This is a genomic window from Pseudonocardia sp. GCM10023141 (assembly GCF_042653605.1).
The window spans coordinates 13,778-32,721 of the sequence record NZ_JBHSIR010000024.1 but is presented as its reverse complement, the minus strand read 5'-3'; the positions used below and the strand labels follow the sequence as shown (position 1 = coordinate 32,721).

General features: G+C 73.8%; 19 protein-coding genes. 12 read left to right on the top strand and 7 right to left on the bottom strand.

Annotated features, from left to right (window positions below; translation table 11 throughout):
• Positions 1 to 38: 38 nt before the first annotated feature.
• The 6 genes from ACFPFQ_RS12900 to ACFPFQ_RS12875 all read left to right on the top strand — a co-directional run bounded on the left by ACFPFQ_RS12900 (position 39) and on the right by ACFPFQ_RS12875 (position 6,831).
• The gene (locus tag ACFPFQ_RS12900; RefSeq protein ID WP_379618235.1) at positions 39 to 956 is read left to right on the top strand and encodes an aldo/keto reductase; all 918 of its coding nucleotides are present in this window, start codon (positions 39 to 41) and stop codon (positions 954 to 956) included.
• A gap of 301 nt (positions 957 to 1,257) precedes the next feature.
• On the top strand, positions 1,258 to 3,903 hold the full coding sequence (locus ACFPFQ_RS12895; protein ID WP_379618233.1) for a PEP/pyruvate-binding domain-containing protein: 2,646 nt from the start codon (positions 1,258 to 1,260) through the stop codon (positions 3,901 to 3,903).
• 4 nt (positions 3,904 to 3,907) lie between these two features.
• The gene (locus ACFPFQ_RS12890; protein WP_379618231.1) at positions 3,908 to 4,387 is read left to right on the top strand and encodes a GNAT family N-acetyltransferase; all 480 of its coding nucleotides are present in this window, start codon (positions 3,908 to 3,910) and stop codon (positions 4,385 to 4,387) included.
• Entirely contained in the window at positions 4,384 to 5,547 is a 1,164-nt protein-coding gene (locus tag ACFPFQ_RS12885; RefSeq protein WP_379618417.1) for a winged helix DNA-binding domain-containing protein, read from the top strand. The genes ACFPFQ_RS12890 and ACFPFQ_RS12885 overlap by 4 nt, the downstream gene beginning before the upstream one ends.
• A 50-nt stretch (positions 5,548 to 5,597) precedes the next feature.
• On the top strand, positions 5,598 to 6,329 hold the full coding sequence (locus tag ACFPFQ_RS12880; protein ID WP_379618229.1) for an HpcH/HpaI aldolase family protein: 732 nt from the start codon (positions 5,598 to 5,600) through the stop codon (positions 6,327 to 6,329).
• Positions 6,330 to 6,366: 37 nt separating this feature from the next.
• Complete coding sequence (locus ACFPFQ_RS12875; RefSeq protein ID WP_379618227.1) at positions 6,367 to 6,831, top strand: group II truncated hemoglobin; 465 nt, start codon at positions 6,367 to 6,369, stop codon at positions 6,829 to 6,831.
• A 401-nt stretch (positions 6,832 to 7,232) separates the two neighbouring features.
• Here the strand turns inward: ACFPFQ_RS12875 and ACFPFQ_RS12870 are convergent, their stop codons facing one another.
• The 3 genes from ACFPFQ_RS12870 to ACFPFQ_RS12860 are packed head-to-tail and all read right to left on the bottom strand — an operon-like array spanning position 7,233 to position 9,341.
• Complete coding sequence (locus ACFPFQ_RS12870) at positions 7,233 to 7,823, bottom strand: hypothetical protein (protein ID WP_379618225.1); 591 nt, start codon at positions 7,821 to 7,823, stop codon at positions 7,233 to 7,235.
• Complete coding sequence (locus tag ACFPFQ_RS12865; RefSeq protein WP_379618223.1) at positions 7,820 to 8,338, bottom strand: SigE family RNA polymerase sigma factor; 519 nt, start codon at positions 8,336 to 8,338, stop codon at positions 7,820 to 7,822. The genes ACFPFQ_RS12870 and ACFPFQ_RS12865 overlap by 4 nt, the downstream gene beginning before the upstream one ends.
• A gap of 58 nt (positions 8,339 to 8,396) precedes the next feature.
• The gene (locus tag ACFPFQ_RS12860) at positions 8,397 to 9,341 is read right to left on the bottom strand and encodes a ribose-phosphate diphosphokinase (RefSeq protein WP_379618221.1); all 945 of its coding nucleotides are present in this window, start codon (positions 9,339 to 9,341) and stop codon (positions 8,397 to 8,399) included.
• A 76-nt stretch (positions 9,342 to 9,417) separates the two neighbouring features.
• Here ACFPFQ_RS12860 and ACFPFQ_RS12855 point away from each other — a divergent pair, with 76 nt between their 5' ends.
• A complete protein-coding gene (locus tag ACFPFQ_RS12855) occupies positions 9,418 to 10,224 on the top strand; it encodes an amidohydrolase family protein (RefSeq protein ID WP_379618219.1) in 807 nt (268 codons plus the stop codon).
• On the opposite strand, the gene ACFPFQ_RS12850 is transcribed toward ACFPFQ_RS12855, so the two are convergent.
• The gene (locus ACFPFQ_RS12850) at positions 10,214 to 10,684 is read right to left on the bottom strand and encodes a protein-tyrosine phosphatase family protein (RefSeq protein WP_379618217.1); all 471 of its coding nucleotides are present in this window, start codon (positions 10,682 to 10,684) and stop codon (positions 10,214 to 10,216) included. The two genes, ACFPFQ_RS12855 and ACFPFQ_RS12850, sit on opposite strands and share 11 nt — an antisense overlap.
• 254 nt (positions 10,685 to 10,938) lie before the next feature.
• On the opposite strand from ACFPFQ_RS12850, the gene ACFPFQ_RS12845 reads away from it, so the two are divergent.
• Positions 10,939 to 11,262, top strand: a complete 324-nt coding sequence (locus ACFPFQ_RS12845; protein ID WP_379618215.1) for a VOC family protein — start codon at positions 10,939 to 10,941, stop codon at positions 11,260 to 11,262.
• A 98-nt stretch (positions 11,263 to 11,360) separates the two neighbouring features.
• Here ACFPFQ_RS12845 and ACFPFQ_RS12840 read toward each other — a convergent pair whose 3' ends face one another.
• Positions 11,361 to 12,362, bottom strand: coding sequence for a LacI family DNA-binding transcriptional regulator (locus tag ACFPFQ_RS12840; protein WP_379618213.1), 1,002 nt, complete (start codon positions 12,360 to 12,362; stop codon positions 11,361 to 11,363).
• 132 nt (positions 12,363 to 12,494) lie between these two features.
• On the opposite strand from ACFPFQ_RS12840, the gene ACFPFQ_RS12835 reads away from it, so the two are divergent.
• Positions 12,495 to 14,150 (top strand): glycoside hydrolase family 13 protein, encoded by a 1,656-nt coding sequence (locus ACFPFQ_RS12835; RefSeq protein WP_379618211.1) that lies wholly within the window; start codon positions 12,495 to 12,497, stop codon positions 14,148 to 14,150.
• Positions 14,151 to 14,176: 26 nt separating this feature from the next.
• Positions 14,177 to 15,133, top strand: coding sequence for a cyclase family protein (locus ACFPFQ_RS12830; RefSeq protein ID WP_379618209.1), 957 nt, complete (start codon positions 14,177 to 14,179; stop codon positions 15,131 to 15,133).
• Here ACFPFQ_RS12830 and ACFPFQ_RS12825 read toward each other — a convergent pair.
• Complete coding sequence (locus ACFPFQ_RS12825) at positions 15,126 to 15,980, bottom strand: helix-turn-helix domain-containing protein (protein ID WP_379618207.1); 855 nt, start codon at positions 15,978 to 15,980, stop codon at positions 15,126 to 15,128. The genes ACFPFQ_RS12830 and ACFPFQ_RS12825 overlap by 8 nt on opposite strands.
• Before the next feature lie 145 nt (positions 15,981 to 16,125).
• On the opposite strand from ACFPFQ_RS12825, the gene ACFPFQ_RS12820 reads away from it, so the two are divergent.
• On the top strand, positions 16,126 to 17,139 hold the full coding sequence (locus ACFPFQ_RS12820; RefSeq protein WP_379618205.1) for an aldo/keto reductase: 1,014 nt from the start codon (positions 16,126 to 16,128) through the stop codon (positions 17,137 to 17,139).
• A 62-nt stretch (positions 17,140 to 17,201) separates the two neighbouring features.
• Here ACFPFQ_RS12820 and ACFPFQ_RS12815 read toward each other — a convergent pair whose 3' ends face one another.
• The gene (locus ACFPFQ_RS12815; protein ID WP_379618203.1) at positions 17,202 to 18,062 is read right to left on the bottom strand and encodes a PaaX family transcriptional regulator C-terminal domain-containing protein; all 861 of its coding nucleotides are present in this window, start codon (positions 18,060 to 18,062) and stop codon (positions 17,202 to 17,204) included.
• Positions 18,063 to 18,218: 156 nt separating this feature from the next.
• Between ACFPFQ_RS12815 and ACFPFQ_RS12810 the strand changes: the two genes are divergently transcribed.
• Positions 18,219 to 18,941: an antibiotic biosynthesis monooxygenase family protein gene (locus ACFPFQ_RS12810; RefSeq protein ID WP_379618201.1), complete on the top strand. Its 723-nt coding sequence runs from the start codon at positions 18,219 to 18,221 to the stop codon at positions 18,939 to 18,941.
• Positions 18,942 to 18,944 lie beyond the last annotated feature (3 nt).

Genomic DNA, 18,944 nt, shown 5'->3' with positions numbered 1-18,944 from the left:
ACGCGCCCGTGACGGTCGGTGACAGGGATGGATCAAGGTTGGGGATCGGCCTCGCCGCGGTGGCCCGACCGGCCTACATCACGTCCGGCCGAGCGGCCGATCTGGGTGTGCACCGCAGCGTCGAGGACCTGCGGCGGCGCAGCCACGCCGTGCTCGACGCGGCGTACGCCGCGGGGATGCGCTACGTCGACGTCGCCCGGTCCTACGGCCGCGCCGAGGAGTTCCTCGCGTCCTGGCTCGCCGCGCACCCGGCGATCGACGACGTCGAGATCGGCTCGAAGTGGGGCTATCGCTACGTCGGCGACTGGCAGCTCGACGCGGCCGTGCACGAGGTCAAGGACCACTCGCTCGCGATGTTCCGCACGCAGCTCGCCGAGACCGCCGCGCTGCTCGGGCCCCGGCCGGCCGTCTATCACGTGCACTCGGCGACGCTGGACACCGGCGTGCTCGACGACACCGCGCTGCACTGCGCGCTCGCCGGGCTGCGGGATCGTGGCGTGCGCGTGGGCATCTCCACGTCCGGCCCGCGCCAGGCCGACGCCGTGCGCAGGGCGATCGCCGTGACGGTCGACGGTGCGCCCCTGTTCACCTCCGTCCAGTCGACGTGGAACGTCCTGGAGCCCTCGGTGGGCTCCGCGCTGGCCGAGGCGGCCGCGGCGGGCGCGCGGGTGATCGTCAAGGAGCCGGTGGCCAACGGCAGGCTGGTGCCCGGCGGGGACGTCGCCGCCGAGGCGATCGCGGCCGCTCACGGCGTGCCGCTCGACCAGCTCGCCATCGCCGCCGCGCTCGCGCAGCCGTGGGCGTGGCGCGTGCTGTCCGGAGCCGTCGACGCCGGGCAGGTGGTGAGCAATGCGGCCGCGGCCGACCTCGCCGAGGTTCCATTGGACGAGCTGGGTGCACTTGCCGAACCGGCTGCGGACTACTGGGCGGCGCGCGGCAAGCGGGCTTGGGTCTGAGATCAGCCGCTGGTCGTTGAGGGCACTCCGCTGCAGGTGGGGCGGGAGCGCGGCCGCGCTCGCCGGCACCTCATGGAACCTTGCGGCCGTCGGAGCCCCGCCGCCAGGCGCCACATGGAACCATTTGGCTGCCCAAGCCCGCTGCCAGATGCCACATGGAACCTTGTGGCTGCCCGACCGATCAGCAGCGCGCCACGAAACCCGACCAGCGCCCCCAGCAACCAGCCGAACGCCGGAGCCCGCCCGTCACCCGTTATTCATCACCCGTTGAGTTTTACGTCGAACGGCGTTACCGTGGCTCATGACCACGACGCAGGCGTCCGTCATCGGCCTCGACGACCCCGCCGCACGCTCGCTCGCGCTGGTCGGCGGCAAGGCCGCCAACCTCGCCGAGCTCATCGCCGCGGGGTTCGACGTGCCGGGCGGGTTCTGCGTCGCCACCACCGCCTACGCCGAGACGGCAGCATCGGCCGGGCTCGCGGACGTCGTCACCGCCGCCGGGCCCGGCCTCCCCGAACGGGCCCGCACAACGCTCCTGCGCGCGCCGATCCCCGATGGCGTCGCTGCCGCGGTCACCGCCGCCTACGAGGCGCTCGGTGATCACGTTCCCGTGGCCGTCAGGTCCTCGGCCACCGCCGAGGACCTGCCCACCGCCAGCTTCGCGGGCCAGCAGGACACGTTCCTCAACGTGGTGGGCGCCGCAGCGGTGCTCGACGCCGTGCGCCGCTGCTGGGCGTCGCTGTGGACCGACCGCGCGGTCAGCTACCGGGAGAGCACCGGCATCCCGCACACCGACGTGCAGCTCGCCGTGGTCGTGCAGCGCATGGTCGAGGTCGAGGTGGCCGGGGTGCTCTTCACGGCCGACCCGATCAGCGGCAGGCGCACCCGCACCGTCATCGACGCGAGCCCTGGCCTCGGTGAGGCCGTCGTGTCGGGCGCGGTGAACCCCGACCACATCGTCGAGAGCGACGGTTCCATCCTCGAGCACCGGCGCGGTGACAAGGCCGTGGAGATCCACGCGCTGACCGGTGGGGGCACCGAGACCGTCCGGCGCAGCGACGGCGCCGACCGGGCCGCTCTCACCGACGCGCAGATCGGCGCGCTCGTGGCGCTCGGGCGCCGCGTCGAGGCGCACTACGGCGCACCCCAGGACATCGAGTGGGCGATCGACACGGCCGGGACGCTGCGACTCACGCAGTCACGCGCGATCACGACGCTGTACCCCGTGCCGGCGAGCCGCGCCGCCGGCAAGCGCGCCTACCTCAACGTCAGCCTCGCCCAGGGCCTGACGCGACCGATCACGCCGATGGGGCTGGCGGCCTTCCGGGTGCTCGGCGCCACCGGGTCCGCGCTCGCGTTCGGGGTGCCGGTCGCCGATCCGCTCGCCGGGCCGCCGGCGTTCGTCGTCGCGGGTGGCCGGGCGTTCGTCGACGTCACGCCGGTGCTGCGCAGCCGGATGGGCCGCACGCTCGCCCCGCGGGTGCTCGACGTCATGGAGACGCGTTCGGCTGTCGTCCTGCGCGGTCTGTTCGACGATCCGGCGTTCACGGTGACCGCGACGTCCCGGTGGCCCTTCGTGCGACGGGTGCTGCGGCTGCTGGTGCGGTTCCGGATCCCCGCGCTGGTCGCGTTCGCGCTGGCCCGGCCGGCGGCCGCCCGAGCACACATCGCCCGCTACGGCGTGGCACTGCAGTCCCTGATGGCCACGCCGGCCGGGGCGAGCGGCACGGCCCGGCTCGACCATGTCGAGCAGGTGCTCGCCGCCACCTTCCCGGTGCTGCCGCGAACCGCTCCGGTGGCCGCGGCGGGCTTCGCCATGTTCGGCCTGGCCGGCAAGCTCGCCGGCACCGATCTCGACGCCACGACCGGGCACGAGGTGATGCGGTCGCTCCCGCACAACGTCACCACGGAGATGGACCTGGAGCTCTGGTCGCTCGCCACCACCGTTCGCGCCGACGGCCCGTCGTCCGCGGCACTGCGCGCGACGCCGCCCGCCGAGCTGGCGGCCGCGTACGGCCGCGGCGCGCTGCCCGCGGTGCTGCAGCAGGCGCTCGCCGGGTTCCTGCGGGTGCACGGGCACCGCGCCGTCGCGGAGATCGACCTCGGCATGCCCCGCTGGTCCGACGACCCGGCCCACGTGCTCGGCGCGGTGGCCAACTACCTGCGCCTCGACGATCCCGACCAGGCCCCCGACGCCCAGTTCGCGCGGGGCACGGCCGCGGCCGACCGGGCCGTCGCCGCGGTGGTGGCCGCCGTCCGGAACCGGTCCCGGATCCGGGCGCTGCTGGTGGGGGCCGCGCTGCGGCGGATGCGCGAGCTCGCGGGCATGCGCGAGACCCACAAGGACTACCTCGTGCGCATGCTCGCCGCCGCCCGCGCCGAGCTGGCGACGATCGGGGCCGAACTGGCCGCCAGGGACTTGCTGACCGACGCCGCCGACGTCTACTTCCTCGATCTCGTGGAGGTGCGCTCGGCGCTCGCCGGCACCGACCACCGGGGCACGGTCGCCGCCCGCCACGAGGAGTACGACCGCGAGCTGCGCCGCCGGCACGTGCCCCGGGTACTGCTCTCGGACGGCACCGAACCGGAGATGCTCGCCGTCGCGGCCGACGTCGAGGGTGCGCTCGTCGGCACCCCGGCGTCGGCGGGCACCGTCACCGGCCCCGCCCGCGTCGTTCTCGACCCGGTCGGAGCGCACCTGGAACCGGGCGAGATCCTCGTCGCACCGTCCACGGACCCGGGATGGACGCCGCTGTTCCTCACCGCGGGCGGGCTCGTGATGGAGATGGGCGGCCCGGTGTCGCACGGCGCCGTGGTGGCGCGCGAGTACGGCATTCCCGCCGTGGTCGGGGTGCCGGATGCGACGTCCCGGATCCGTACCGGCGACATCGTCACCGTCGACGGAGCCGCCGGAGTGGTCCTGATCGAGGAACCCGAGGCAGACTGATCATGTGATCGTTCGCCCGCGCCAACCCGATGACCTCACCGCGTGCCGCGCGGTGCTGCACGGTGTCCACCTCGCCGACGCCTACCCGATGCGGTGGCCCGCCGACCCGGCTGGCTGGCTGCTCCGCGACGGGCTCGACACCGCCTGGGTCGGCGAGCTCGCCGGCGTCATTGCGGGGCACATCGCGCTGCGGCCGATCACGGACACCACCGCGGAGATCGTGCGGCTGTTCGTCGGGCCCTCCGCGCGCGGGTCCGGGCTGGGGCGCGCACTGCTCGACGCCGCCGCCGCGCACGCGGCGGGCACCGGGTTGCGGGCCGTACTCGATGTCGTCGACGGCACCGGGGCCGTCGCCTTCTACGAGGCCGCCGGCTGGGAGTTCACGACCATCGAGCCAGCGCTGTGGACCGCTCCCGACGGGCACCACCCGCTCCTGCGCCGCTACGCCGCCCCGGTCGCCGATCGCCCCCGCGCGCGATGGTGACGCGCGCTGTCGGGGTCGAGCAGCGGCGGGCCCGGCTGGGTCGACGCCACGGGCTGGCGGCAGGCTTCGCGGGGCCCATCGAGGCGGCCGCGGCGATGGTGGCCCTGCACGCGACCGATCCGGGCACCGTCTTCCTGTCGGCGCTGGTCCGGGCGCCCGGCACGGACATCGCGGCCATCGAGGCGGCGCTCTACACCGACCGTGCGCTGGTCAGGATGCTGTCGATGCGTCGCACGGTGTGGGTCACGCCGCGCGACACCGCGCCGGTGCTGCAGGCCGCCTGCACCCGCGACGTCGCAGCGGTGCAGCGCAAGCGGCTGCTGCTCCACCTCGATGTCGGCACCGATCTCGCCGATCCGCCGAGCTGGCTCGCCGCGGTCGAGCAGGCCACCGTCGCGGCGATCACCGAGCGCGGGGAGGCGACGGCGGCGGAGCTCGTGAGCGACGTCCCCGACCTGCGCACGCGCATCACCGTGCCGGGCCAGCCGGCGAGCCAGAACGCGACGAGCCGGGTGCTGCTGCTGCTCTCGGCCGACGGGCACATGGTGCGCGGCCGCCCGCTCGGCTCGTGGCTGTCCACCCAGTACCGGTGGTCCCCCACCACGGTGTGGTGGGACGGCGGCATGCCGCAGCTCGACGCGGATGTGGCGCGCGCCGAGCTGGCGCGGCGCTGGCTCGCGACGTTCGGGCCGGCGCCGGCGTCGGATCTGCAGTGGTGGGCAGGCTGGACGGTCGCCCGCACGAAGGCGGCGCTGGCCGCTGCCGGCGCCGTCGCCGTGACGCTGGACGGCGGGCCCGGCGTCGCACTGGCCGAGGACCTCGACGACGAGCCCGAACCCGAACCTTGGGTCGCCCTGCTGCCCGGGCTCGACCCGACCCCGATGGGCTGGCAGGCCCGCGACTGGTTCCTCGGGCCACACAAGGAACCCCTGTTCGACCGCAGCGGCAACATCGGGCCGACGCTGTGGAGCGACGGCCGGATCGTCGGTGGCTGGGCGCACCGGGCCGACGGCACGATCGCGCTGCGGCTGCTCGAGGATGTCGGCGCCGAGGTGCGGGCCGCGATCGAGGCGGCCGCCGAGCGGCTGGCGGCACGGATCGGGCCGGGCCGGGTGACGCCGCGGTTCCGCACGCCGCTGGAGAAGGAGCTCTCCGCCTGACGGTCTTCTAGTCCGCGAATTGGCCGCGACGGTCTACTAGCCTCGCCATGGTGACTGTTGATCCTCTCGACCTGTCCGCAGGCGCCGTCGGCGGCTGGCTGCAACTCCCCAGCGCACCCGTCGCCGAGCTGATGGGCAGCGTCGGATTCGCCTTCCTGTGCATCGACCAGCAGCACGGGATGATCGGGCCGGACGCGATGATCCCGATGCTGCAGGGCCTCGCCGCCGCCGGCACCCCCGCGGTCGTGCGAGTGCCGTCGAACGACCACACGGAGATCGGCCGGGCGCTCGACCACGGCGCCGCCGCGGTGATCGTTCCGCTGGTGAACTCCGCGGAGCAGGCCCGCGCCGCCGTCGACGCGTTCCACTACCCGCCGCGCGGCTCCCGCAGCTTCGGACCGACGCGCTCGAGCTGGTACCGCGACCTCCCCGCCCCGCTGTGCATCGTCATGATCGAGACGATGGCGGCCGTGGCGGCGCTGCCCGAGATACTCGCCGTGGAGGGCGTCGACGCGATCTTCGTCGGACCGTCGGACCTGTCGCTGAGCGCCGGGCTCCCCCTCACCGCGCAAGACGGCGACCCCGCCTTCGACGCGCTGCTGCAGCCGATCCTCGACGCCGCACGTGACCGCGGCATGCCGGCCGGGATCTTCTGCATGTCGGCGGCGCACGCCCGGCGCTTCCGGCAGATGGGCGCCACCTACGTCGCGCTGTTCTCGGAGGCGGGGATGCTGCGGGCGGCCGCCGGGAAACATCTGGCCGCCGCCCGCGAAGACGGCTAGCCTCTTGCAACACTGTAATCACGCTCATGGGGGTTTCGTGGCCGACACCGTTCCGACGCTCTACGACTGGTGCGGCGGCACCGACGCCCTGCACCGGCTCACCGAGGTCTTCTACGACCGCGTCCTCGCCGACCCGCTGCTCGAACCGGTCTTCCGGCACATGAGCCCGGACCACCGCGACCACGTCGCCCGCTGGCTCGGCGAGGTCTTCGGCGGCCCCACCGACTACACCGACGAGCTCGGCGGCTACCCCGCGATGCTGCGCCACCACATCGGCGTCGGGATCACCGAAGAGCAGCGCTCGCGATGGGCCGCCCTGATCGCGCTCAGCGCCGACGACGCCGGGCTGCCCGACGACCCGGAGTTCCGCTCGGCGTTCGTCGCGTACGTGGAGTGGGGCACGCGCCTCGCGCGGGCCAACTCGGCGCCGGGCGCGACGCCGCCGCCCGACGCCCCCACCCCGCGCTGGGGCTGGGGAGAGGCGCCGCCCTACACCGGGTGACCGCCGCGGGGCTGCTCCGGTTCCGGTGACGGGGCGTGGCTGGTGCGCCGCCGATGACGGCGCCAACGCAATGGCCACCGCGCCGATGTCGGGACATCGGCGCGGCGGCCAACTGGTTGGCGCGGTGGGCCCGCCAGCGACGGCGCCAACCAATTGGCCTCGGCGCCGACGCCGGGACATCGGCGCGGCGGCTACGCGGTTGGCGCGGTGGGCCCCGCCAGCGACCGCGCCAACCAATCGGCCTCGGCGCCGATGCCGGGACGTTGGCGCGGTGGCTACGCGGTTGGCGCGGTGGGGCCCGGACTGACGGCGCCAACGTAATCGCCACCGCGCCGATGTCGGGACGTTGGCGCGGTGGCCAACTGGTCGGCGCCGTGGCCGGCAGGGATGGTCCGGGGCTCCTACGGCCCGTACCGCAATCCCATCGTGTCGGAGCCTCCCGCCCACTCCAGCCGCAGCTCCCAGCACCCCGGCTCCGGCAGGTCGACGATCGACGGTCCTGGGCCGTCCGCCACGGTCCGGGTCGCGGTGGTCGACCCGAGCGTCGCCGTGATCGTCAACGGGCCGGTGCCGCCGAACTCCGGCACCACCCAGAGGATCTTGTTCTGCCGGTCGGGGGCGGGGGGTGCCGTCGGCGGGTTCGCGAACAGGATCGCGGCGATCCGGCCATGGTCGGACAGGACGTACGGCATCACCGGCTCCGGGTCGGTGAACCCGGCGCGGGCCCATGCGGGCAGCACCGCCGGTGCGATCACCGCCGCGCAGCCGGGCGGCGTGGCGAGCTCCGCGCGCCGGATCCCCAACCCGACGGGCACCAGCACCGCCACCGCGACCACCACCGCGACCGTCACGAGCACCTGCGCCACCCGGCGGCGGCGGGCCCGGCGGCGGCCGGCGGCGACGATCCGCTCCACCGGCGCCACCACGGACACATCGTCGACGGCCGCGTGCAGCACCGCGCGCAGACCGTCGGCACGCGCGTCGCCGATCATGACGGCTCCTTCCGGACGGCCGGGAGCTCCCCGGCGAGTGCGGGGTCGGCCGCGAGCAGCGCGAGCGCGCGCGACGTCCGGCTCTTGACCGTGCCCGCCGGGACCCCGAGCACGGCGGCCGTGCGGCTCTCGCTCAGGTCGGCGAAGAAGCGCAGCACCACGACCTGGCGATGGTCGGGCCGCAACCGACCCAGCGCCGCCTGCACCGCCGTCCGCTGCAGGCTCGCGCCCTCGTGATCGGCGCCGGCAGCGGGTTCGGGCGGCTCGGCGTGGGGCACCTCACCCCGCCAGCGCCGCCGCCACCCGCGGCGCAGCCCGTTGACGAGCACGCGGTAGGCGTAGGCCTCCGGGTCGTCGGCGCCCCGCACCCGAGCCCACGACACGTAGCAGCGCGTCAGCGCATCCTGGGCGGCGTCCTCCGCGTCGGCCGGGGCCGCTCCGAGCAGCACCGCGGCGCGCACGAGCGGTCCGTAGCGCTCCGCGACGAAGCGGCGGTAGTCGTCATCGGCTGCCACCCGGCCCCCTCTCCCCTGCTTCGAGGAGTACCTGGCCCCACCCTTCGGTTCCCGACGCTCAGTGCTCGTCGAACAGCACGCTCACCGACTCGCCGTTGTGGATCCGCCGCACTGCCTCCGCGAGCGGCCGGGCCACCGAGATGACCGTCAGCTTCGGTGCCCGGTCGGCACCCGGCACCGGCACCGTGTTGGTGCAGACGATCTCCGTGACGTCCGGGCGCGACCCGATGCGTTCCAGCGCGTTGTCGGTGAACAGGCCGTGGGTGGTGGCCACCCGGACCGACGCGACGTCCTGCTCGGCGAGCCGGTCGAGCAGCTCGAGGATCGTGCTGCCCCTGGCGATCTCGTCGTCGAGCACGATGACGTCGCGGCCGCGGACGTCGCCGATGATCGAGCTGATCACGACCTTGTCGTCGGCGAGGCGCTCCTTCGCCGCCGCCGCGACCGGCAGCCCGAGCAGGCGCGCGAACCGCGACGCCTCCTTGGCGTTGCCCAGGTCGGGCGAGACGACGATGCCGTTGCCGATGTCGACCTTCCGGAAGTGCTCGGCCAGCTCGTGCAGGGCGTGCAGGTGATCGACGGGCACCCCGAAGAAGCCGTGGACCTGCGGCGAGTGCAGCGTCATCGTCAGCACGCGGTCGGCGCCCGCGGTCTGCAGCAGGTCGGCCACCAGCCGGGCGCCGATCGAGATCCGCGGGGCGTTCTTCTTGTCCGAGCGCGCGTAGGCGAAGTGCGGCATGACCACCGTGATCCGGGCCGCCGACGCCCCGCGCGCCGCGTCGAGCATCAGCATGAGCTCGACGAGGTGCTCCTGCACCGGCGGCACCAGCGGCTGCACGATGAACACGTCGCGCTCCCGGCAGTTGGCCAGCAGCTGCACCTCGAGGCAGTCGTTGGCGAACCTCGTGACCCGCGACGGCGCCAGCGGCACCTCGAGGTGATGGCAGATCGCCGCAGCCAGCTCCCGGTGCGCGGAACCGCTGAAGATCGTGATGTCGCGCATGCGACCACCTCCGGGGCCAGCCTGCCACACCGGACCGGGCCCGCCGCGCGAGGCGGTGAGGGGTGAGGATGGGCACATGGACATCGTGGACGCGTGGGCGCAGCACCCCACGGAACGCTTCGCGCAGCAGCCCTGGCTCGCCACCCTGCTGCGCTGGACGAAGCAGGAGTCGGTCGCGCCGAGCCCTGCCGACACGCTCGCCGCGGCCGACGCGGCCGGGGTGCGCACGAGCCTGCTGTCGGCCTGGCACGGCCCGGCAGGCGCGCTGATCACCAACGACGAGGTGGCCGCGATGGTCGCCACCGCCCCGGACCGCTACGCCGGGGTCGCCTCGGTCGACCTCGACGACCCGATGGGCGCCGTCCGGGAGATCCGCCGCTGCGTGCAGGAACTGGGCTTCGTCGGCGTCCGGGTGGTGCCGTGGCTGTGGAACCTGCCGCCCAACGACCGCCGCTACTACCCCGTCTACGTCGCGTGCGTGGAGCTCGGCGTGCCCTTCTGCACGCAGATCGGGCACACCGGGCCGCTGTGCCCGTCGGAGCCCGGCCGCCCCATCCCCTACCTCGACGAGGTGCTGCTCGACTTCCCCGAGCTCGTCGTGATCGGCGGTCACGTCGGCTACCCGTGGATGAGCGAGGTGCTGTCGCTGGCCACGAAGTACCCGAACTTCCACATCGACACGTCCGCCTACGCGGTGCACCGGCTCCCGTCCGAGCTCGTGGAGTTCCTGCGCGGCCGCGGCCGCAGCCGGGTGCTGTTCGGCAGCAACTGGCCGATGCTCGCACCGGCCGCCTGCCTGGCGAGGCTCGACGACCTCGGGCTCGACGACGAGGCGAAGGGGCTCTTCCTCGCCGGGAACGCGCGCCGGATCTTCAAGCTCTGAGGTGCGCGGCGAACCACCCGATCCAGCGCTTCTGCCCCGGTGTCTCGACGGCCCGGCGACGGTAGTGGGTGCGTGTCCACGCCAGCGCCTCGGCGGCGGGATGTCCGGCGAGCACGGCCATGCACGCGATGACGGTGCCGGTGCGGCCGGTGCCGCCGTCGCACACGACCTCCACCCGCTCCCCCGCCCGCGCCCGGCCGAACGCCGCCGCGATCGACGCCGCGGCGGCCCGCCCGTCGCGGGGCATGCGGAAGTCTGGCCAGTCGACCCAGTCTGCGGCCCAGCTCGGCTCCCACTCCGCGACGGTCGTGCGCAGCAGCTTCCGGTGCGTCCCGGGCCGCCGGAAGAGGTAGAGGCCGAAGTCCGGTTCCGGCCCGGACGGCATCCCGTCGCGGCGGCCCCGGCCGCGGATCGCCGTGCCGTCGGGCAGGGCGATGGCGCCTTCCAGTTCCCCCGTCATCACCCCATCCTGCCGTCCCGCATCTCCACGATCCGGTCGGCGTAGTCCGCGAGCCGGTCGCGGTCATGGCTCACCACGAGCATCGCCGCCCGCGTCGGCGATCTCGCGCAGCAGCGCCGTGATCGCGGCCACTCTCGCGACGTCGAGGCTGGCGTGGGAGGGCACTCCCGATCACAGTGGCGAAGGCCGCGCCGGTCTCACACCGGACTTCCCGAGCACCACGACCGCGCAAAGCTAGCAGGGCGCGGCCGGAGGTGGCGGCCGGTGCCGATCTCGGCGAGATCTGGCCGCTGTCGCGCCGCACGCCTGCCGGGGACCTGCTGCAGTGGCGCCTCGCGTCGATCCGGCCCGCGCCGCTGGACGGGATCACGCCGTTCCTCATCGACCGGGGCGCCACCGCCCACCCCGCGCCCGGGCTCCCGGCGCTGCGGCTCGTCGGGCTGCACGGCACCCACCCCGACCCCGCAGCGGTGACGGTGGTCCTGGACGCGCTGGACGTCACCCTGACCGTGGGGCCAGGTCCGGCGGCGCTGACGGCGTGGCTCGACACCCCGCGCGGCCTCGTCACCCTGCGTTGACCCACCCCGTCGAGAACGACGTTGTCATGATCAACGAGCCCTTTTGATCATCGTAACGTCGTTCTCGACGGGCGGGGGGGTAGCGGGGCGTGAGCGGGTCAGGCGGACTCGCGGGACACCACCGACAGGAAGTCGCGGGTGGGGTGCGGGGGTGGCGGGGCGCCGGCGATCCCCGCCCCCACGAGCCGCGAGACGTGGGCCGTGATCGCGGCGATGTCCTGCTTGACCGTGGTGAGCGGGGGGTCGGCGAAGGGGGCCGTCGGGATGTCGTCGACGCCGATCACCGCGAGGTCCGACGGCGCCCGCAGGCCGGCCCGGCGCATGCCGTGCAGCACCGCGAACGCCACCTCGTCGTTGTAGGCGCACACCGCCGTGACCGATCCGTGCCAGGCCGCGACGGCCGCATCGGCGCCGGCGACGTCGAGCGCGACCGGCCGGACGTCGGGCGCGGGCAGCCCGGCCGCCGCGCACGCCGCGCGGATGCCGGCGAGTCGCCCGTCCGGGAGCGACCCCAGCCGCGGATCGGTGGGCACCGCGACGCCGAGGCGCCGGTGACCGGCCGCCGCGAGGTAGGCGACCTGCAGCGGCCCGCTCCCGGTCGTCGACGTCACCAGGTCGGCGGCATCGTCGCTGACCTGCCCGGAGATGCTCGTGACATAGGTGCCCGCGCGGCGCATCGCCTGCCGCTCGGCCACGTCGACCTCGCCGAAGTAGATCACCGCTGCCGGCGCCAGCTCCCGCCACAGCGCCGCGACCGACCTCTGCGGCAGCTCCCGGCGCGTCACCAGGCTCAGCCCCTGGCGGCCGAGGTCGTCGGTGAGACCGTCGATCACCTCGGCGATCAGCGGCCCGATCGGCCACGGCGGCAGGACGAGCAGCACGGTGTCGCCGCGTCCGGTGCTCAACGCCCTGGCCGCGGCCGAGCGCGTGTACCCCAGCTCCTCGACGGCGCGGCGGATCCGGGCCCGGGTGGCCTCGGAGATCTTCTGGTTGGGCACGTCGTTGAGGACGTAGCTCACCGTCGCCGACGAGACCCCGGCGGCGCGCCCCACATCGGCGAGGGTGATCCGCCTGCTCGGTCCCTCCGGTGGGGTACCCATCCGGTCCTCCCGCACGTCCGTGCTTGACGCCTCCCGCGAGCCGCCCGTACCGTTGCACTACGGCCTACTTAAGCGCATAAGTCAACGATGCGCTCCCCGGCTTGTCAACCTGTCCAGCACGATCGGAGTGACGTGACCGTCCCCAGCACAGCGAGCCCCTGGTGGCGCAGCGCCGTCATCTACCAGGTCTACATCCGCAGCTTCGCCGACTCGACCGGCGACGGCGTCGGCGACGTCGCCGGCATCCGGTCGCGGCTGCCCTACCTGCGTGATCTCGGCGTCGACGCCATCTGGATCAACCCCTGGTACCGCTCACCGATGGCCGATGCCGGCTACGACGTGGCCGACTACCGCGACATCGACCCCGTCTTCGGCACGCTCGCCGATGCCGAGGAGCTCGTGCGCGAGTCCCACGCCCACGGCATCCGGCTGATCGTCGACATCGTGCCCAACCACACCTCCGACCAGCACGCCTGGTTCCAGGCCGCGCTCGCCGCCGCCCCCGGATCGCCGGAGCGGGCCCGCTACATCTTCTGGCCCGGCCGCGGCGAGGGCGGCGCGCTCCCGCCCAACGACTGGCAGTCCAACTTCGGCGGCCCGGCCTGGACCCGCACCACCAACGCCGACGGCACCGCCGGCGACTGGTACCTGCACCTGTTCGCCCCCGAGCAGCCCGACCTCGACTGGAACAACCCGGAGGTCCACACCGAGTTCGAGTCGATCCTGCGGTTCTGGCTCGACCGCGGCGTCGACGGCTTCCGCATCGACGTGGCGCACGGGCTCGTCAAGCAGGACGGGCTGCCCGACACGGGCGTGCGCCCGCTCGCCGACACGGGCTCCCCCGACACCGTCGACCACCCGTTCTGGGACCGCGACGGCGTGCACGAGATCTACCAGGAGTGGCGCCGGGTGACCGACGCCTACGACGGCGACCGCACGTTCGTCGCCGAGGCCTGGGTCACCGGCTCCGACCGGCTCGCGCGCTACCTGCGCTCCGACGAGCTGCACACGGCCTTCAACTTCTCGTTCCTCGGCGCCGACTGGGACGAGGCGACGCTGCGCACCAGCATCGACGCCACGCTCGCGTCGCACGCGAGCGTCGGCGCCCCGCCCACGTGGGTGCTGTCCAACCACGACGTCGTCCGCGTCGTCACCCGCTACGGGCGCGCCGAGACGGGCCTGGCCGCCGCTCGCACGCACTTCGGGGAGCCGGTCGACCTGGACCTGGGCACCCGCCGGGCCCGCGCCGCCGCGCTGCTGATGCTCGCGCTGCCCGGCGGCGCGTACGTCTACCAGGGTGAGGAGCTCGGGCTCTGGGAGGTCGAGGACATCCCCGAGGACGCGCTGCAGGACCCCACGTGGACCAGTTCCGGGCACACCGTCAGGGGCCGCGACGGCTGCCGCGTCCCGATCCCGTGGTCGGGTGACCAGTCGCCGTTCGGGTTCAGCCCGGCCGGTGCCACCGCGGCGCCGTGGCTGCCGCAGCCGGCGTCGTTCAAGTCGGTCACCGCGCAGCGCGAGCAGGCCGACCCCGACTCGATGCACGCGCTCTACCAGGCCGCGCTGCGCCTCCGCCGCGAGCACCCCGCGCTGGGTGACGGCACGCTGACCTGGCACGACGCCGGTGCTGGGGTGCTCAGCTTCGACCGGGAGCCCGGGCTGCGGTGCGTGGTGAACCTGTCGGCCGCCGCCGTCGCGCTGCCCGAGCACCGCGAGGTGCTGCTGGCGAGCGGATCGGTGGCCGACGACACGCTGGCGCCGGACACGGCGGTGTGGCTGGCGCTCTGACGGGTGTCCGGGCAGGGTGCGGAGACATGACCGATCCGCACCCCGCCTACACCGACCTCCCACCCGCTCCCGCCGGCGGCCGCTCCGCGTGGGCCGTGTTCGCCGATCCGGACGTCGGCGCGCTCACCCTCCAGACCCCCGAGCGCATCGCCGCCGCCGCCCGGCTGGTGCGCAAGGGTGCGATGTTCGCGCTGCAGGCGCCGCTGGACGTGATCGACCCCGGCATGTTCACCCGCAGCCCGCCCCGCCACACGCGGATCGTGCGGCCGGGCGCGCGCAGCCTCGACGACGTCATCGACAACTTCTTCCCGCAGGTATCGAGCCAGTGGGACGCGCTGGGCCACGTCGGGTACCGGCCAGGGGAGTTCTTCGGCGGCGCCACCCTGGACGACCTGGCGGGCGGCTCCCGATCGGTGCGGCAGCTCGCCGAGCGCGGGATCGCCGGGCGCGGGGTGCTCCTCGACGCCGAGGCCGTGCTGCCCACGCTGCACCCGGACTACCACCCCGGCGCGAGCTTCCCGATCACCCCCGACGACCTCGAGGCGTGCCGGGAGGCGGCCGGGCTCACCTACCGCCGCGGCGACGTGCTCGTGCTCAACAGCGGCTTCCTGCGCTGGTACCGCGACCAGCCCGCCGCTGCGAAGGCCGCCATGGCCCCGCGCGACCGCCTCACGACCACCGGCATCGAGCACACCGAGCGGATGGCCGAGTACCTCTGGAACGCCGGGATCAGCGCCATCGTCTCCGACCTGCCTGCCACCGAGACGTGGCCGCCGGACGAGTCGGTGGCCGCCGAGCCGTTCGGGTTCCTGCACCGGATCCTGCTCGGGCAGCTGGGCATCGTGATCGGCGAGCTGTTCCACCTGCAGGATCTCGTCGACGACTCGCGCGCCGACGGCGTCCACGAGTCCTTCCTGGTCGGCGCGACGCTCAACATCGCAGGGGCGGTGGGTTCCACGGCCAACGCGCTCGCCCTCAAGTGACGGCGGCGGACGGGCTGCTCCAGCTCGCCAGCAGCTGCAGGCGCTCGGCCGAGGGCGAACCGGGCTCGGCGGTGTGCAGGCCGAGGGTCTGCTCCGGGTCGTCGGTGGGCGTGAGCGCCTCGTAGCCGAGCACGAGGTCGCCGACGACCGGGTGGTGGTAGCGCTTGGCGCCGTGGCTGCGGAAGTAGACCTCGCCCTCGGCCCACCAGCGCCGGAAGTCCGTGTCGCGCAGCGACAGCTCGCCGATCAGCTCGGCGAGCTGGGGGTCGTCCGGATGGCGCCCAGCATAGAGGTGCAGCATCGCGACGGCGCCACGGCCCGCACCCGGCCAGTCGACGTAGAGATCGCGGGCGGACTCGTCGAGGAAGACGAACCGGGCGACGTTGCGCTCGCGGAGCGGCACCTCGTCGAAGTCGGTGAACAGGGCCCGCGCCATCGCGTTGGACGCCAGCACGTCCAGCCGGCGGCCGAGCACGACGGCCGGCAGGTCGTGCAGCGACGCCACGACCTGGGCCAGTCCCGGCTGGATCCGCTGTGCCGTCAACGGCCGTCGCGATCCGCGGCGGGGCCGGGCCACCCGGAACAGGTGGGTGCGCTCGGTATCGTTGAGCTGCAGGGCCCTGGCGATCGCGTCGAGCACGGACTCCGACACGTTGACGCTGCGGCCGCGCTCGAGCCGGACGTAGTAGTCGACGCTGACCCCGGCGAGCAGCGCGACCTCCTCGCGGCGCAGGCCCGGCACGCGGCGCCCGGACGAGGCCGGCAGGCCCGCGTCGGCGGGCGTGATCTTCGCCCGGCGCGAGCGCAGGAAGTCCCGCAGCTCGCTGTTGCCACCGGCCGCGCTCATGAGGCCCAGGCTAGAACGTGTGCGGGCGCCGTGCGGGGGTCTGCTGGACCCCCGGTCGAGGCAGGCCCGTCTCGGTGCCACCGATGGGTGCCCCGCGGTGGTTGGGTGGAGGCATCAGCGGCAAGCACGAGCGAGGAACGCGACGATGAAGTACAGGACACTCGGCGGCACGGGCATCACGGTCAGCGAGCTGGCGCTGGGCACCATGATGTTCGGCGCCATGGGCAACGCCGATCACGACGAGTCGGTCCACATGATCCGCACGGCCCTGGATGCCGGGATCAACCTCGTGGACACCGCGGACGTCTACTCGCGCGGCGAGTCGGAGACGATCGTCGGCCGGGCACTGCTGGGCCGCCGCGACGACGTCGTGCTCGCCACGAAGTTCGCCCTGCCGATGGGCACCGACCCCAACCAGCAGGGCGGCTCGGCGCGTTGGATCAAGCGCGCGGTGGAGGACAGCCTGCGGCGCCTGGGCACCGATCACATCGACCTCTACCAGATGCACCGTCCCGACCACGACACCGACATCGACGAGACCCTCGCCGCGCTCTCGGACCTCGTCCGCTCCGGCAAGGTCCGCGCGATCGGCTCCTCGACGTTCCCGGCCGAGCTGATCGTCGAGGCCCAGTGGGCGGCGCAGCGGGGCGGGCACCACCGCTTCCGCACCGAGCAGCCCCGGTACTCGATCCTGTCGCGGACGATCGAGAACGCGGTGCTGCCCACCGCGCAGCGCCACGGCATGGGCGTGCTGTCGTACGGGCCGCTCAGCAGCGGCTGGCTGTCCGGGCGGGCCGACCCGACCACGGGCCACCGCGCCGCAACGGCCCCGCAGGGGTTCGACATGTCCGTGCCCGCCAACCAGGCCCGGCTCGACGTGGTGCAGCAGCTCGGCAAGCTCGCCGAGGAGGCCGGCCTGCCGCTCGCGCACCTTGCGCTCGCCTTCGTGCTGGCCCACCCCGCGCTCACGTCCGTCCTCATCGGACCGCGCACGCCCGAGCAGCTGGCCGGGCTGGTGGGTGCCGCCGACGTCGAGCTGAGCGGGGACGTCCTCGACCGGATCGACGAGATCGTGCCGCCCGGCACGGAGATCAACCCCGCCGACAACTACAACGCGGCGGCACCGGCGATCGCGGACAAGCGGCTGCGGCGCCGCTGACCCCGCCCCGTCCACGGCGACGTCACATAGCGCTGGCGCGTCCCCCGTCACCGGGGCGCGCGTCAGCGCCGGGCGGCCGCCAGTACCGCGCGGGCGTGGTCGTCGGCCGGGCCCGCGAAACGCTCCCGCAGCGCGGTGAACAGCTCCTCGGCGGCGAGGCCGTTCCAGTCGGCCGGCAGCAGCTCCAGCGGCAGGCCGGGATCGGCGTAGGGCAGTCGGCGCCATGCGGTGAGCATCTCGACGTACGCGGCGAACGTCGCCGCCGGCTCGCCACCCTCGCCAGCCGACCAGCGCTGCTGCACCGGCCGATGGACGTCGAGGAACGCCGCGTAGAGCGCACGCAGCGCGTCGAGGTCCCACCAGGTGCGCACGTTGACCTGCGGATCACCGAACGCCACGTGCTGCGCCCTGAACAGCTCCACGTACTCGGTGAGCCGCAGCCTGCGGATCAGCTCGTTGGCCTCGGTCTCGACGTGCCCGGGCGCGACCCAGACGCCGGGCGCCACGGTGCCGAACCCCAGGTGGGTGAGCTCGGAGCGCAGTTGGTGGCGCTTCTCGCGCTCCGACTCCGGCACCGAGAACACCACCAGCAGCCAGCCGTCGGCCACCGTGGCACGGCGCCTGCCGAAGATCCGGGCGTCGCCGTCGGCGAGTATCTCCTGGGCGACGTCGGAGAGCCGGTAGCCCGCGGCGCCCCCCACCTTCTCGGCCACCAGCAGGTCGCGGCGCTTGAGCCGGTAGATCGACGAGCGCACCGCCTGCTCGTCCACGCCCAGATCGGCCATCAGCCGCACGACCGACGCCACCGACAGCCAGCCACCGTGCTGGCGCGCGTACAGCCCGTACAGCGTGACGATCAGCTGCCGCGGCTGCACGGCGCTGGGCGCCTGCGCGGTGCCGAACGGATCCTCGACGACGGTCACCACGGGACTATAGCTGGCCGCCGCGCACGGTTACCTCGCCGAAATACTGGTGCTTCATAGACGGCGATGACAGATACGCAATACTCTCCTCCGACGCGACCCGCTGAACGGCCGGGGTGGCGCTTCCCGCACGACCCACCACGTGAAGGGACAGCCATGACCGAATCGACCGCCATACCGCAGACGTTCACCACGATGGAGGCGTGCATGACGCTCGCCGCCGGCACCGAGGACCAGTTCTGGGCCGCGCAGGAGAAGATCGGCGCCGTCGTCGCCGCCCAACCCGGCTTCGAGGCCGTGATCGGCGGGCCCATCGCCAACTCGCGGTGGATGTACTTCTGCGGGAAGTTCAGCACCCCCGATGCGATGAACGACTGGTACCACAGCCCCAAGCACAAGCCGGTGATGAACAAGGCGCACAGCACCTGGTTCGACGCCTTCTACATCCGCAAGTGGCGCCGCCCGGCCGACGGCGAGGCCCTCGACGGGCCGCTGTTCTGCGAGACCGCCATCGTTCCCGATGCCGCGTTGAGCGACGAGGTGCACGCGGCCACCGTCGCGGGCCTGACCGCGACGCTGCCCACGTTCAACGCCCCCGCGTTCGAGACAGCCATCGGGGAGTTCGAGGAGCAGCCGTTCCAGTTCGTCGGCCCGGTGGAGGAGTTCCCGCAGGTCGCGCCGGTGCGCTACCTGCTCATCACGCACTGGGACACCGAGGCCGACCTCAAGGCCTGGCTGGACTCCCCCTCCTACGCCGAGCTCGCCCAGCTCGGCGAGGTCACGTCGCAGGTCAGCGTCCTCATCCGGCACGCGGCCCAGGAGCGCGAGGGCCTCAACGCCGACGGCTCGCTGCGCAGCTGGGCGCGCGCGGCGGTCTGACCG

Excerpts from the sequence above, each read along its gene's own strand:
- ACFPFQ_RS12895 (WP_379618233.1), top strand. The coding sequence starts at position 1,258 with ATGACCACGACGCAGGCGTCCGTCATCGGCCTCGACGACCCCGCCGCA.
- ACFPFQ_RS12830 (WP_379618209.1), top strand. The coding sequence starts at position 14,177 with ATGACCGATCCGCACCCCGCCTACACCGACCTCCCACCCGCTCCCGCC.
- ACFPFQ_RS12855 (WP_379618219.1), top strand. The coding sequence starts at position 9,418 with ATGGACATCGTGGACGCGTGGGCGCAGCACCCCACGGAACGCTTCGCG.
- ACFPFQ_RS12825 (WP_379618207.1), bottom strand. The coding sequence starts at position 15,980 with ATGAGCGCGGCCGGTGGCAACAGCGAGCTGCGGGACTTCCTGCGCTCG.
- ACFPFQ_RS12870 (WP_379618225.1), bottom strand. The coding sequence starts at position 7,823 with ATGATCGGCGACGCGCGTGCCGACGGTCTGCGCGCGGTGCTGCACGCG.
- ACFPFQ_RS12850 (WP_379618217.1), bottom strand. The coding sequence starts at position 10,684 with ATGACGGGGGAACTGGAAGGCGCCATCGCCCTGCCCGACGGCACGGCG.
- ACFPFQ_RS12840 (WP_379618213.1), bottom strand. The coding sequence starts at position 12,362 with ATGGGTACCCCACCGGAGGGACCGAGCAGGCGGATCACCCTCGCCGAT.
- ACFPFQ_RS12820 (WP_379618205.1), top strand. The coding sequence starts at position 16,126 with ATGAAGTACAGGACACTCGGCGGCACGGGCATCACGGTCAGCGAGCTG.
- ACFPFQ_RS12860 (WP_379618221.1), bottom strand. The coding sequence starts at position 9,341 with ATGCGCGACATCACGATCTTCAGCGGTTCCGCGCACCGGGAGCTGGCT.
- ACFPFQ_RS12810 (WP_379618201.1), top strand. The coding sequence starts at position 18,219 with ATGACCGAATCGACCGCCATACCGCAGACGTTCACCACGATGGAGGCG.